Consider the following 14,932-nt stretch of genomic DNA (forward strand, 5'->3'; position numbering starts at 1 on the left):
AGTTGATATTATGACAGAAGTAGGATATGTTAGTTCCGTGCATGGAGACTATGTTTCTGTATCATTTAAAAGAAAATCAGGTTGTGGAGACAACTGTGCAAGCTGTAAGGCAGGCTGTGCAGCAACATCGGTAACAACTGATATTAAAAATACTTTAGGAGCCAAGAAAGGTGATAAAGTTAAAATTGAAATGCAGCAAAGTGCTTTTAATAAAATGCTTCTTTGGGTATATGTATTTCCACTAATTATGATGGCTATAGGTATTGGAGTTGGAACAAAAGTATTTAAAGCTGCAGGATATGCCAGCTACGAGATGCTAAGTTTCTTATTAGGACTAGCTGCTTTAGCAATTTCATATATGGTTCTAAATTTATACAACAAAAAAGTTAGCAATAAACATGAATATACTCTCCAAATGACAGAAATAGTTGAAAAATAGAAATATATTTATATAGTCCATGTATTTTATTAAGTAATATTTGGGTACTATATATAATAGATATTTAAGATTTTTTAAAATAAGTATTAAGAAGGAGATATAAACATGAAATTTACTAAGGATATGACTATAGGTGAAATAATTAGAATGGATAGTTCTAAAGCTGAAGTGTTAATGAACTTTGGCATGGGATGTGTTGGATGTCCATCTGCTCAAGGAGAAACATTAGAAGAAGCAGCTTCAGTGCATGGAATAGATTTAAATGCTTTACTAGAGGCGTTGAATAAATAAAGAATAGCAAAAATGCTATTCTTTATTTTAGTTTAAATATAGTTTATAAAATATTCATAAATATAGTGCGTAAGTATACCACCTAAATATAAGTTAATAGTTATAAACTTATATTTTTTAGCATCAAATATAATATTTGAAACCAAAGTTAAAGAAAATAACATATAAATTTTAACATTTGAATATATTATATTGTGTTAATTTTGGGGAGGTATAAAGTTGTATTGTCTTACTTATGTAAATAATTTTGGCTGTGTGTTAAATGAGTTATATCTTTGGAGTGATATCTCAAGTGAACATCCTATATTCATAAAAACAGTTGCAAGTTTAACTAATAAAAATTTACCTAAGGATTTATTAGATAAGTTATCTGAAATTACAAAAGTATTTAGTAAATTAAAGATACAATCAGAAGAATTAAGAAAATCAATGCCATATAATTATATGAATTTTAATTATATGGTACAACTTAGAAAACTCGTTGATAGTTTCTTAGTAAATGATAAATATGTATTTAATGTTTTAGATGAAGTTAAAAAGTATGGTAAAGAGGATAAGGTTTGGCAAACTCTTTTAGAACATATTACTCATGAACAAAGATTTATGTATGAGCTTTTTACAAAAATAAGAATGCAATTGACACTTTAATTTATAAAAATTTAAGTAAAGTGCAACAAAATAGCGGCATGTAAGATTACTAGGCTAACACATATATGTATCATTGAGAAACCTTAAGTACTACTAGTTATTCCTTCAAAGTTTCTTCAATTGATACATATATGCTAGCCAGTAATCTTACATGCCTTAATTTGTTGCAAAGAAAAAGTACTATAGTAAATATTATGAGGACTTCAAAAATCAAAATGATAATTTTGCCTGGCGTAGCCACACTGTAAAGTTACTAATTAAGTATTATTGAGTAAAACTTCTAATAATTCTTTTAATAAACTTCACTTGGAGTTACAAATCTCCTCTGAAGTCTAGGATTCTTCTTATATACCTTAATTAATTGTAATCAAAAGGTACTAGCATAAATTCAAAAGGCTACGCCTAAAACCCTGACACCCTATTGGGTTAAGCGTTTTGTGCTTTTTTAGTAAGTCAATTGATATAATTCTTACACTGATCATTAAATCAACTATAGTATAAATAGTTATTACTGTTAAAGTTGCTAATATATGTTTTGTATAAGCAATAGCGGCTTTAATTTACCAGCTTTAAGGTACTAAAAGTTAGAAAGTATATAATTCATTAAGAGAATTTTGAGCAAGTTCTAGAAGTTCTTAGTTTGTGAATTTGAAAATTACCGTAACTCCCACCTAGGACGGGTGGGAGACAGGCCTGCATCAGGACGATGCATAGGACTGGGTAGGGAATTTTTAAAGGCACAAACTTAGAACTTCTTAACGTAGCAAAGATTCTCTGTTGAATTATATACCTTCGATTTTTAGCACCTTACTCTGTAGTTTCCAAGGCCGCCATTTTGTCGTACTTTACTTATATTATAAAATAAATTTCTTCATTTTGATTTCTTGATAATTTAAAACTAAAATGGTAAAGTATTATATGATTGTTATGTGGTGCAAAATTGGAGGGTTAAATTTGTTTGATTATATCAAGGGTACATATATAGGACTAAATAAAGAATATATAGTAGTAGAAAATAATAATATAGGATATAAAATATATACATCTGGGAGTACCATGGCTAAAATGCCTAATATAAATGAAGAAGTGAAGATTTATATTGAACAAATAGTAAGGGAAGATTTTTTAGGATTATACGGATTTTTAACAGAAGAAGAGAGAGAAATGTTTAATTTATTAATGACTATTAATGGAGTAGGGAGAAGAGCTGCATTATCTTTGTTATCCATAGCAAGCGTCAGTAAATTGAAGCTTGCAATATTATCTGGTGATTATAAAACATTAACCAAAGCTCCAGGTGTAGGAAAAAAGATTGCTCAGAGGATAGTGTTAGAACTTAAAGATAAAATTAGTAAAATTGGAGAAAGTGATATAGACTTAGAAAATATTATTGATACTACTCAAGATATAAGTAGAAATCATGATGAAGCTCTAGAAGCATTAATTGCATTGGGCTTTACAGAAAAAGAATCGGAAAGTGCATTAAAAACTGTAGACACAAATGGTAGTCTTGAAGAGATTATTAAAAGTAGCTTAAAATACCTAATGAATTAAGGGGGGATATTATGGAGGACAGATTTATTTCTCCTTCTTGTAAAAATGAGGATGTAGATATAGAGTATTCTTTGAGACCTCAGAGTTTAGATGAATATATTGGACAGGAAAAGGTTAAAGAAAAATTAGATATTTTTATAAAAGCTGCACAAAAAAGAAGAGAAGCACTGGATCATGTACTCTTATATGGGCCGCCTGGACTTGGTAAAACTACTTTAGCTAATATTATAGCAAAAGAGATGGGGGGAAGCCTTAAAGTTACTTCAGGACCTGCAATAGAACGAGCGGGAGACCTTGCTGCAATACTTACAACTCTTAGCGATTATGATGTATTATTCATAGATGAAATCCACAGACTAAATAGAACGGTTGAAGAAATTTTGTACCCTGCCATGGAGGATAACGCATTAGACATTGTTATAGGAAAGGGAGCGGCTGCAAAATCTATTAGATTAGATCTTCCTAAATTTACTCTAATTGGAGCTACTACAAGGGTAGGATTATTAACATCTCCACTTAGAGATAGATTCGGAGTATTGAGTTCTATGGAATTTTACAATGAAGATGACTTAAAGGAGATAATTATAAGATCTGCTAAAATTTTAGGTGTTTCTATAGAAGTAAATGCAGCCTATGAAATAGCAAAAAGATCCAGAGGAACTCCAAGGATAGCAAATAGAATATTAAAAAGAGTGAGGGATTACTGTGATGTAAAAGGTGATGGCATAATTAATATTCAAATTGCAAAGAATGCTTTGGATTTACTTGAGATTGATTCAGAAGGCTTTGACAGAATAGACAATAAAATTTTAGAAGCTATTATAGATAGTTTTGAAGGAGGACCGGTAGGATTAGAAACCCTATCCTATTTTATAGGAGAGGAACTAGACACAATTCAAGATGTGTATGAACCGTATTTACTTCAAAAAGGATTTATAATAAGAATGCCTAGAGGAAGGAAAGCTACTGAAAAGGCATACAAACATTTAAAAAGAAAATATGTAGAACAGACAAAGTTAACATAAGAGGAGTTGGCAAATTTTGAAAGTTACAGATTTTGATTTTTATCTACCAGAAGAATTGATAGCACAGCACCCTTTAGAAAAAAGGGATGAATCAAGGTTAATGGTTGTAGATAGGAAAAGCGGAAAAATACAACATAAAATATTTAAAAATATAATAGAGCGTTTAAGTGATGGAGATTGCCTGGTACTAAATAATACCCGAGTTTTACCAGCACGGTTAATAGGGGAAAAGGAAGGCACAGGCGGAAGGATGGAGTTCTTGCTTTTAAAGAGAATTGATAAAAATCTTTGGGAAACTCTAGTTAAGCCTGGAAAAAGAGCGAAAATAGGTTCTAGATTCGTATTTGGTGGAGGAGAGTTAAAAGCAGAAGTTAAAGAAATTGGAGAAGAAGGAAGCAGAGTAGTAGAGTTTCAGTATGATGGAATATTTGAAGAGGTTTTAGATAGACTTGGACAAATGCCTTTACCACCATATATAACTGAAAAGCTAGAAGATAAAGAAAGATATCAAACAGTATACTCAAAGGAAGTAGGTTCAGCAGCAGCACCTACTGCAGGATTACATTTTACAGAAGAACTGTTAAGCAAAATAAAAGAAAAGGGTGTTAAGATAGCTTTTGTAACTTTACATGTAGGATTAGGAACTTTTAGACCTGTAAAAGTTGAAAATATAGAAGAACACCATATGCACTCAGAATATTATACTATATCAAAAGAAACTGTGGATATGATAAATAGCACTAAAGAAAACGGGGGAAGAGTAATAGCTGTTGGAACTACATCCTGTAGGACCTTAGAGACCATAGCAGATAATAATGGAAGATTAAAAGAACAATCGGGATGGACAGATATTTTTATGTATCCAGGATATAAGTTTAAAATAGTAGATGCGCTAATTACAAACTTTCATTTACCACAATCTACACTTTTAATGCTTGTAAGTGCTTTTTCAAGTAGAGAGATTATAATGAACGCTTACCTAGAGGCAGTTAAAGAAAGATATAGATTTTTTAGCTTTGGAGATGCTATGTTTTTAGAGTAAAGGCTACTATTTTCAGTGAAAAAATACAATTATTAAAGATACTAATATGGAAGGGGAAAATACAGTGTTCAAATTACATAAAGTGAATGGAAGTGCACGAAGAGGAGAATTCGTTACTCCTCATGGAGTAGTGCAGACTCCTGTATTTATGAATGTTGGAACCTTAGCTGCAATAAAGGGAGCGGTTTCAACAATGGATTTAAAAGAAATAGGATGTCAAGTAGAATTATCTAATACATATCATTTACATTTAAGACCAGGAGATCAAGTTATAAAAAAATTAGGTGGATTACATAAATTTATGAATTGGGATAGACCAATACTTACAGACTCAGGCGGTTTTCAAGTCTTTTCTCTATCTCAAATGAGAAAAATCACTGAAGAAGGAGTACATTTTAATTCACATATAGATGGTAGAAAAATATTCATGGGTCCAGAGGAAAGCATGCAAATTCAAAGTAATTTAGCATCTACTATAGCTATGGCCTTTGATGAATGCGTAGAAAACCCATCCCCTAGGGATTATGTGGAAAAATCTGTAGCAAGAACTACAAGATGGCTTGAAAGATGTGTAAAGGAAATGGAGAAGTTAAATTCTTTATCAGATACTATAAACAAAAAACAGATGTTGTTTGGCATAAACCAAGGTGGAGTGTATGAAGATATAAGAATAGAACATGCTAAAGAAATTTCTAAGATGAATTTAGATGGTTATGCTATAGGAGGACTTGCAGTTGGTGAAACCCACGAGGAAATGTATAGAATTATTGAAGCTGTAGAACCTTTTTTACCATCAGATAAACCAAGATATTTAATGGGAGTAGGAATACCAAGTAATATATTAGAAGCAGTTTCAAGAGGAGTAGACTTTTTTGACTGTGTTTTACCAGCTAGAAATGGAAGGCATGGACATGTATTTACTAAATATGGTAAAATTAATTTAATGAATGCAAAGTTTGAGTTAGATGACAGACCTATAGACGAAGAGTGTGATTGTCCAGCTTGTAGACATTATACTAGAGCCTACATTAGACACTTATTCAAAGCTAAGGAAATGTTGGCTATGAGGCTTTGTGTTCTACATAATCTATATTTTTATAATAAGCTTATGGAGGATATAAGAACTTCCATAGACGGAGATTATTTTGAAGATTTTAAAGCTCAAAAACTTGAAGAATGGGGAGGAAGAGCTTAAAATTAAAGAAAGGGGGTGAGGTTATGCCTCAAAGTAACAATATTGTTGCAGTTATACTGCCTTTTGCATTTATGTTGCTTTTATTTTACATAGTTGTTTTAGTTCCAGAAAAAAAGAGAAAGAGTAAGTACAATGCTATGTTAGAAGGACTAAGAATAAAGGATGACGTTATGACTAGAGGTGGTATTGTAGGAAGTATAGTAAAGATACAAGATGATTTTGTAATATTGGAAACAGGTCCAGATAAGGTGAAGTTAAAAATAAAGAAAAATGGAATAGCTTCTATTTTAAGTGAAGTAGTTGAAGAAAAAAAGTAGAATAATTAAAGTAATAAGATACCTTCTATATACATACATATTAGTAGATAGGAGGTGTTTTGTTTGGAAGAAAAAAGTAAAGCTCTTTATATTGGACAAGGAGTAATTAGAAGTTTTTTTCTAACTTTAGGACTACTTATAATTTACGCTATAATAACATACTTTACTAAACCCAATCCAAAGATAGATTCTGTATATTTTGTAGCAATTACCGCCCTAAGTGTTATGTATGGGGCTGTATACGCTGTAAAGCAAATACAGAAAAAAGGATGGTTAGTTGGGTTAATAGTAGCAATTTTATATATGCTGATTATTTACCTAGTATCAGCTGTTAATGGAAGAGGATTTGACATATCAAGTTATGGAGTACTTAGAATAGCTTTAGCCATTTTTGTTGGAACACTTTCTGGCATGCTAGGAATAAATATTTAAAATGGCTTTATTAAAATCAAAATCTATGATATAATCTTACAGGATAATTCTATAGTGGGAATGGAGGAAGTAAAATGAAGCATATCAAAACTGTAAACAAAAGAAATATTAAGGAAAGTTTAAATAAACCAGGATGTAAAGAATGTGCTAACTCATGTCAATCAGCATGTAAAACTTCTTGCACAGTTGCAAATTTAGCTTGTGAAAACTAATAAAACTAAGTAAGCAGTAACCTGAGAGTTACTGCTTTGTGTTTATTTAAGGAGGATGGAAAATTGTCATTAGTTCATAAATTTATTCAAAACGGAGAATATTATATACTAGATGTAAATACAGGAGCAGTTCACATAGTAGATGAATTAGTTTATGATTTATTAGATGAAGATACTTTAAAATCAAAAGAAGAGCTTATTGAACTATTTAAGGACAAGTATTCAATTGAAGAAATCATAGAAGTTTATAATGAAATAATGGAATTAAAAGAAGAAGGATTCCTTTATTCAGAAGATACTTATGAAGAAATTGCTATTAAAGGTCAAGATTCAAAAGATTTTATAAAAGCGCTATGTCTTAACATAACACATGACTGTAATCTAAGGTGTAAGTATTGTTTTGCTGATGAAGGTAAGTATCATGGTGCAAGAAAAATAATGTCTTTAGAAGTTGCTAAAAAAGCAATAGATTTTGTAATTGCACATAGCGGGCCGAGAAAAAATATTGAAATAGATTTATTTGGCGGAGAACCATTAATTGCTATAAAAGAAATTAAAGAAATTATTAAATATGCAAGAGAACAAGAAAAGGTACATAATAAAGTAATTAGATTTACAATGACTACAAACGCTACTTTGCTAAATGATGAAATTATGGAATATATGGATAAAGAAATGGGAAATATAGTATTAAGTATAGATGGAAGACCTGAAGTAAATGATAAAGTAAGGACTAGAGTTGACGGAAGCGGAACTTATGAAGGTATTTTGCCTAAAATAAAAGAGATGGTAGATAGAAGAGACAAGTCTAAAGCATACTATGTAAGGGGAACCTTTACCCATGAAAATATAGATTTTTATAATGACATTAAACATCTAGCGGATTTAGGATTTAAAGAAATATCTGTAGAGCCTGTTGTACTTCCAGATGAACATCCACTATCTTTAAAAGAGGAGGATCTACCGACTATTTTTGAAAATTATGATAAACTATATGAAGATATGTTGGAAAGATATGAAAACGGTAATGAATTCAAGTTTTATCATTTTAATATAGATTTACAAGGAGGGCCTTGTGTATATAAGAGAATATCAGGCTGTGGAGCAGGACATGAGTACATAGCTGTCACACCAGATGGAGATATATATCCATGCCATCAATTTGTTGGAAATGAAGACTTTAAATTAGGAACTATATTTAATGAAGATAAAGATATAAACTGGGAAATTACTAAAACTTTTAAATCAGCACACATATATAATAAGCCAGCTTGTAGAGAGTGTTGGGCTAGATTCTATTGTAGCGGCGGATGCCAGGCTAACAATTATAACTTTAATGGAGACATGCATATTCCTTATGAAATAGGATGTAAAATGCAGAAGAAGAGAATTGAATGTGCAATAGCTTTAAAGTCAAAACTAATGTCAGAAAAACAATAAATTACCTGTTATTGACTATTATATTTAAAAGTAATATAATTAAGTATAATTTGTGCTTAAATTGAGGAACGAAGGGGGATTAAGATGAGAAACTCAAAAGTGAACACGTCCAAAAAAGGCAAAAGTTCAGTATTGTTTCTTCTTTCAGTAATAGTCATATTACTATTAGCTTATGCTGGATTTTTTGGATTTAAGAATATTTTTGGTTATAAAGTTAAACCTTTTAGTGAAACAATTAATAAAGGATTGGATTTACAAGGTGGTATATCTGTATTAGAAGAAATCAAAGGAAATGTAGATAATGCCACTGTGGAAAGAACTATAGAGATGCTTTCAATGAGAGTTAACCCTGAGGGAGTAAAAGAAACTTCAGTTCAAAGAGAAGGAAAAAATAGAATTAGAATAGAAATTCCTGGTGAATTTGATGCTAAAAGAGTATTAGATAGCATAGGCAAGACAGGAAAGTTAGAGTTTAGAGGACCAGATAAAAAAGTTATATTAACTGGTTCTGATATTAAGGATGCTACAGCATATTTAGATGACATGAATAGTCCCACTATTGGTCTTGAACTTAATCCAGAGGGAACTAAAAAGTTTGCCGAAGCTACAAGTAAATTTAAAGGACAAAATATAGCAATTTATATGGACGAGGAAATGCTGACAAATCCTGTAGTACAAAGTGTTATAACAGGAGGAAAAGCAACTATAACAGGAAGTAAAACACTTGAAGAAGCAAAACGTCAAGCTAATATAATAAAATCAGGAGCACTTCCTGTAACCTTAGAAGCTGTTGAATTTAAGACAGTTGGAGCAACTTTAGGAGCGAATGCATTGCCTTTAAGTATGAAAGCTGGAGCTGTAGGAATAAGCTTAGTGTTATTATTTATGCTTTTCTATTATAGAGGCCCAGGATTAATGGCTGGAATTGCATTAATATTTTATGTTGTTTTAGTTTTAGGAACATTCTCAGCAATTAAAGCTACGTTAACATTATCAGGTATTGCAGGATTCCTGCTTACGGTAGGTATGGCTGTTGATGCCAACGTTTTAATATTTGAAAGAATAAAAGAAGAATTAAAACTTGGAAAATCCATTAGAACAGCTACAGAGGCTGGATTTAACAGAGCTCTATCATCTATACTTGACTCTAATATAACAACTATAATTGCTGCTATAGTTCTTTATTATCTAGGATCTGGTTCAGTAAAAGGATTTGCTCTTACCCTTATGATTGGTATAGTATTAAGTATTTTCACTGCTTTAACAATAACAAGATTATTGCTTAATCTTAGTATAGAGATGGGATTAATAAATAGTTCTTCTCATTTCGGTGTAAAGAGGGGGTAAGAAGCGTGCTGAAGATTATTGAAAAGACAAAATTATGGTTTTCTATTTCGGTGATTATAATAATTATAGGAATGGCATCTCTAGGAATTAAAGGGCTTAATTATGGTATAGACTTTAGAGGCGGTACTATAGTTACTATAGAAATGGGCAAAAACTTTAATCAACAAATCAAAGAAGAAGCCGATAAAATAATAAAAAAATATGATTCAAATGCTTCAACTTATATTGCAAATGAAACCCAACTTGAAATAAAAAGTAATACTTTAAATAGTGATAATATAAACAAAATGTTTGGTGAATTAAAAGGTAAATATAAATTAGAAGATAAATCACTATTATCACAAAGTAATGTTGGTCCTTCTATTGGACAGGAATTAAAAACTAAAGCTTTAAAAGCTTTTCTAATTGCAACACTTGCAATGTTAGTATACATTGGCTTTAGATTTGAAATTAAATTTGGTATTGCAGCAATAATTGCCTTAGTGCATGACATTTTAATAACATTGGGTGTATATGCAATCTTTGGTATACCAGTTAACTCGCCTTTTATAGCAGCTGTGCTTACTATAGTAGGATATTCTATAAATGATACTATAGTTATATTTGATAGAATAAGAGAGAATAGTAGAAAAATGAGAGGAAAGGATCTAATTGAACTTACTAATATAAGTATAACTCAAACTATGTCTAGATCTATAAATACTGTTTTAACAACATTATTTACAATAGTTGCAGTTTATATATTCGTACCAGCGGTAAGAGATTTTACTTTCCCATTAATAATAGGTATATTGTCAGGGGCATATTCTTCAATATTTATAGCAAGTCCTATATGGATTATACTTAAAAAAAGAAATAAAAAAGTTGCAGTCTAAAAATCAGAGTTTCAGCTCTGATTTTTTTTAAGAAAAGAAAAAGTGCAAGGATTAACAAAATATCCTATTATATTTTGTTAATCCTTACTTTTAGTTAAATATATTGTCATTTCGTGAAAAAAACCATTTGTAATAATCGGAGATTTAAATTATAATATTATTTGCTTCCTATAAATTTTGGGGGATTAAATATGAAAAGTAACTATTCTTATAACAATTTTTCAAATTCAATATATTTATATGATTCTTTTCTTTTAACAGGGATAGGAGAAGCTTTAAATAGAATTACTAGAGCTGTGAATGAACGTGAAAAGATAGTTATTTACGGTTCATGCGATGTAGACGGCATAACTAGTGTTTCGCTTTTAATGCTTATATTAAAATATTTAAATGCTGATGTAGAGTATTACATACCTGAGGTATTAGATTATACTGATACCTTTAATTCTAATGTGATAAAAAACCATATTAAATTATTAGGGGCAGGACTTGTGATAACAGTTGGATGCGGAATAAATTCGGTTTGTGAAGTGGAGTTATGCAATAGACTTGGAATCGATGTAATTATTACAGATTATCATCAGTCTTTAAATAGTATTCCTGATACGACTGTAATAAATCCAAATCAAATTGGATGTAAGTATCCTTTTAAATATTTAAACGCAGTGGGAATATCTTATAAGTTAGCATATGCAATAGCAGAACAGTATCATGTGCAATGTATAGAAAAGTATTTAGACCTTGTAGCAATAGGTATTGCTTCAAGTGATGTACCTTTAATTGGAGAAAATTTAGCTATGCTTCAAAAAGGTCTATATTATTTATCAAAATCAAATAACTATGGTATAAGAGCTATAACTAAAATAAATAATATAGACAATATGGATTATTTTAGGCTAAAAGAGTTATGTAATATAGTTATGCCTAAAATTAATGCTGTAGGAAGAATGGATGATGCAAGAATTGTAGTAGAATTGTTTACTACATCTGATATGGAAAGAGCTGAGCAAATAGCGAAATATATGAAAAAAAATAATGAGCTGCCATAACCTTGCAAATAATCTTACTAACAAAAATTTATAATTTCTAATTATCCTTGAATAAAACATCTAGTTTATATATAATGTTTAAGTGGATAGAATTAATACATAAAAATAAGTGTATTTTGTACTAGGGGGAATATAATTTGGAATTAAAAGAAAGTATAAGAATAATCGAAGGATTTCCTAAAGAAGGTATTAGTTTTAAAGATATTACTACACTTTTAAAGGATGGAAGCGCTTTTAAAAATGCTGTGGATGAATTAGTAAACTATTTAAAAGATAAAAATATAGATATAATTGTTGGACCTGAGGCTAGAGGGTTTTTATTTGGCACTCCAGTTGCTTATGCATTAGGGGCTGGTTTTGTTCCTGTAAGAAAAAAAGGAAAACTTCCATGTGACACTATAAAAGTAGAATATGATTTAGAATATGGTACTGATGTTTTAGAAGTACACAAGGATGCTATTAAGCCTGGACAAAGAGTTGCAATCGTTGACGATTTATTAGCTACAGGAGGTACAATGCAATCTGTAGTAAAATTAATTGAACAATTAGGTGGAGAAGTAGTAAGTCTTGACTTTGTTATTGAGTTAACAGATTTAAAAGGAAGAGAAAAATTAAAAAAATATGATGTAATGTCTTTAGTAGAGTACAATATATAAAATTCAGATGAAATCCTTACTAAATTAAATAAAATGGTAAGGATTTTATTTGAATTTAGGTTCTTATTGCAAATTTCTACACTGTATTATATAATATTTATAAAAAAATGTTGGCTGGTTATATAAACCAGCTTTTGATTTTAGGAGAGTATTTATATGCTGGATGATTTATTAGAAAAAATTGATGAAAATTGTAATAATATTAATAAAGATATAATCATAAAAGCTTATAATTATGCTGAAAGTGCACATAAAGAGCAAAAAAGGGTTTCAGGAGAACCTTATATAATACATCCAGTTGAAGTTGCGTCCATTCTAGCTGAAATGGGATTAGACGAAAATACAATTGCTGCAAGCTTATTACATGATGTAATAGAGGATACAGAATTCACTTATAAAGACGTTGAAAGAGAGTTTAACGCTGAAGTAGCAAACTTAGTAGAAGGGGTAACTAAACTTGGAAAAATAACATATAAGACAAAAGAAGAGCAACAGGCAGAAAATGTTAGAAAGATGTTATTTGCTATGACAAAGGATATCAGAGTTATACTTATAAAATTGGCAGATAGACTCCATAATATGAGAACCTTAAAGTATATGTCTGTTGAGAAACAAAAGGAAAAAGCTAAAGAAACTTTAGATATATATGCACCATTGGCTCATAGGCTAGGAATTTCAAAAATTAAATGGGAACTTGAGGATTTAGCTTTAAGATACTTACATCCAAATGAATACTATGATTTAGTTAGAAAAGTTGCGGAAAAAAGAGTCGAAAGAGAAGAATATATTGATAAAATAATAAATCAATTAAAAGAAAAACTTAAAACAGCAGGGATCGAAGCTGAAATAGCAGGAAGACCTAAACACTTCTATAGTATATATAGAAAGATGGTTGTGAAGAATAAAACCATCGATCAAATATTTGACTTAACAGCTGTTAGAATACTTGTAAATGATGTTAAAGATTGTTATGCTGCTTTAGGTATGGTACATACTATGTATAAACCTATTCCAGGAAGATTTAAAGATTATATAGCAATGCCAAAACCAAATATGTATCAATCTTTACATTCAACAGTAATTGGACCTCAGGGAAAACCCTTTGAGATACAAATAAGAACCTATGAGATGCACTATACATCAGAGTATGGAATTGCAGCTCACTGGAAGTATAAAGAAGGCAACCCTAAAAATGGAGATATGGATTTTGAATCAAAGTTAGTTTGGTTAAGAGAAGTGTTAGAGTGGCAAAGAGAAACTTCTAATCCAGAAGAATTTATGGAAGACTTTAAAATAGATATGTTTTCTGACGAAGTTTTTGTATTTACCCCTAAAGGTACGGTAATTAATCTTCCGTATGATTCAACACCAATCGATTTTGCATACAGAATTCATACAGATATTGGACATAAATGTATTGGAGCAAAGGTTAATGGAAAAATAGTTTCATTAGACTATAAATTAAAAACAGGAGAAATTGTTGAAATATTAACATCTACTGTTCCAAAAGGACCTAATATAGCATGGCTTAATATTACAAAGAGTAATCAAGCGAAATCTAAAATTAAAGCATGGTTTAAAAAAGAAAAAAGACATGACAATATTGAAAAGGGTAAAGAACTAATTGAAAAGGAAAGCAAAAGACAAGGAGTAAACTTTGGCAAAATTGCAAAAGGAGAGTATTTAGAAAGTTTACTTAAAAAATATAATTTTAATAATTTGGATGATTTATATGTAGGTGTTAGCATAGGAGCAGTAAATCCAGCGTCTATAGTGAGCAAATTAATAGGATTCCTAAAGGTTCAAGAAAAGGAAGAGGCTGATCTAGAAGAGATAAAAGAACAGTTAGAGAAATCAGCTAAAAATAGAAAGAAGTCAAATTCCCCAGGAGTAAAAGTTAAGGGAATTGACAATGTTCTCGTTAGATTTGCTAAATGCTGTAACCCTGTACCAGGAGACTCTATTATAGGTTATATTACAAAAGGAAGAGGAGTATCTGTTCACAGGCAAGACTGTGAAAATGTAAAGTCACTAATAATGAGTGATGCAAGTAGGATTATTGAAACATCCTGGGAAGATGAAAATTCTAGAAAATCAGAATATATAACAGAGATTGAAGTAAGAGCAGAAGATAGACATGGATTATTAGCGGAGATAATGGAGGCAATAATTGAAACTAAGATTGTATTATATGCCGTTAATGCAAAAACTTCAAAAGCAAACGTGGCAATAATAACAATAAAACTTAGAATTTCTGATGTTGAAAAACTAAAAGAAGTAATGCGAAAAATGAGAAGACTCAAAGGTGTGATAGCAGTATATAGAACTAAAAATTAAATTTTAGTTCTATATACTTCATTTTTGATTTTTTGAAAAGAATTAATGAAATATTTAATATTGGGGTGTTTAA

At 30.3% G+C, this 14,932-nt stretch carries 16 protein-coding genes; all 16 read left to right on the forward strand.

Features of this window, described 5'->3' with window-relative positions; genetic code table 11:
- Positions 1–10 precede the first annotated feature (10 nt).
- Positions 11–439 carry a SoxR reducing system RseC family protein gene (locus ACWW38_RS16315; protein ID WP_456258578.1) on the forward strand — a complete coding sequence of 143 codons (429 nt, stop codon included), beginning with the start codon at positions 11–13 and terminating at the stop codon, positions 437–439.
- A gap of 105 nt (positions 440–544) precedes the next feature.
- Positions 545–730 carry a DUF1858 domain-containing protein gene (locus ACWW38_RS16320; protein ID WP_456258579.1) on the forward strand — a complete coding sequence of 62 codons (186 nt, stop codon included), beginning with the start codon at positions 545–547 and terminating at the stop codon, positions 728–730.
- Positions 731–949: 219 nt separating this feature from the next.
- On the forward strand, positions 950–1,378 hold the full coding sequence (locus tag ACWW38_RS16325) for a DUF2935 domain-containing protein (RefSeq protein WP_456258580.1): 429 nt from the start codon (positions 950–952) through the stop codon (positions 1,376–1,378).
- A 954-nt stretch (positions 1,379–2,332) separates the two neighbouring features.
- Positions 2,333–2,932 carry a Holliday junction branch migration protein RuvA gene (ruvA, locus tag ACWW38_RS16330; RefSeq protein ID WP_456258581.1) on the forward strand — a complete coding sequence of 200 codons (600 nt, stop codon included), beginning with the start codon at positions 2,333–2,335 and terminating at the stop codon, positions 2,930–2,932.
- Positions 2,933–2,943: 11 nt separating this feature from the next.
- Positions 2,944–3,957 carry a Holliday junction branch migration DNA helicase RuvB gene (gene ruvB, locus ACWW38_RS16335; protein ID WP_456258582.1) on the forward strand — a complete coding sequence of 338 codons (1,014 nt, stop codon included), beginning with the start codon at positions 2,944–2,946 and terminating at the stop codon, positions 3,955–3,957.
- A gap of 16 nt (positions 3,958–3,973) precedes the next feature.
- Positions 3,974–4,999, forward strand: coding sequence for a tRNA preQ1(34) S-adenosylmethionine ribosyltransferase-isomerase QueA (gene queA / locus ACWW38_RS16340; RefSeq protein WP_456258583.1), 1,026 nt, complete (start codon positions 3,974–3,976; stop codon positions 4,997–4,999).
- A gap of 64 nt (positions 5,000–5,063) precedes the next feature.
- Positions 5,064–6,194, forward strand: coding sequence for a tRNA guanosine(34) transglycosylase Tgt (gene tgt, locus ACWW38_RS16345; protein ID WP_456258584.1), 1,131 nt, complete (start codon positions 5,064–5,066; stop codon positions 6,192–6,194).
- Between the two features lie 23 nt (positions 6,195–6,217).
- Entirely contained in the window at positions 6,218–6,511 is a 294-nt protein-coding gene (yajC, locus tag ACWW38_RS16350) for a preprotein translocase subunit YajC (protein WP_456258585.1), read from the forward strand.
- Positions 6,512–6,565: 54 nt separating this feature from the next.
- Entirely contained in the window at positions 6,566–6,943 is a 378-nt protein-coding gene (locus ACWW38_RS16355; RefSeq protein ID WP_456258586.1) for a TIGR04086 family membrane protein, read from the forward strand.
- A gap of 74 nt (positions 6,944–7,017) precedes the next feature.
- Positions 7,018–7,155 carry a six-cysteine ranthipeptide SCIFF gene (gene scfA / locus ACWW38_RS16360; RefSeq protein ID WP_456258587.1) on the forward strand — a complete coding sequence of 46 codons (138 nt, stop codon included), beginning with the start codon at positions 7,018–7,020 and terminating at the stop codon, positions 7,153–7,155.
- Between the two features lie 63 nt (positions 7,156–7,218).
- A complete protein-coding gene (gene scfB, locus ACWW38_RS16365; protein ID WP_456258588.1) occupies positions 7,219–8,595 on the forward strand; it encodes a thioether cross-link-forming SCIFF peptide maturase in 1,377 nt (458 codons plus the stop codon).
- Positions 8,596–8,679: 84 nt separating this feature from the next.
- Positions 8,680–9,942 carry a protein translocase subunit SecD gene (gene secD, locus ACWW38_RS16370; RefSeq protein WP_456258589.1) on the forward strand — a complete coding sequence of 421 codons (1,263 nt, stop codon included), beginning with the start codon at positions 8,680–8,682 and terminating at the stop codon, positions 9,940–9,942.
- A gap of 5 nt (positions 9,943–9,947) precedes the next feature.
- Positions 9,948–10,817, forward strand: coding sequence for a protein translocase subunit SecF (secF, locus tag ACWW38_RS16375; RefSeq protein WP_456258590.1), 870 nt, complete (start codon positions 9,948–9,950; stop codon positions 10,815–10,817).
- Between the two features lie 191 nt (positions 10,818–11,008).
- Positions 11,009–11,866: a DHH family phosphoesterase gene (locus ACWW38_RS16380; protein WP_456258591.1), complete on the forward strand. Its 858-nt coding sequence runs from the start codon at positions 11,009–11,011 to the stop codon at positions 11,864–11,866.
- Between the two features lie 137 nt (positions 11,867–12,003).
- Positions 12,004–12,522: an adenine phosphoribosyltransferase gene (locus tag ACWW38_RS16385; protein WP_456258592.1), complete on the forward strand. Its 519-nt coding sequence runs from the start codon at positions 12,004–12,006 to the stop codon at positions 12,520–12,522.
- Between the two features lie 156 nt (positions 12,523–12,678).
- A complete protein-coding gene (locus ACWW38_RS16390; RefSeq protein ID WP_456258593.1) occupies positions 12,679–14,859 on the forward strand; it encodes a RelA/SpoT family protein in 2,181 nt (726 codons plus the stop codon).
- The last annotated feature ends 73 nt before the right edge of the window (positions 14,860–14,932 follow it).

Source organism: Clostridium sp. JNZ J1-5, from assembly GCF_053901425.1.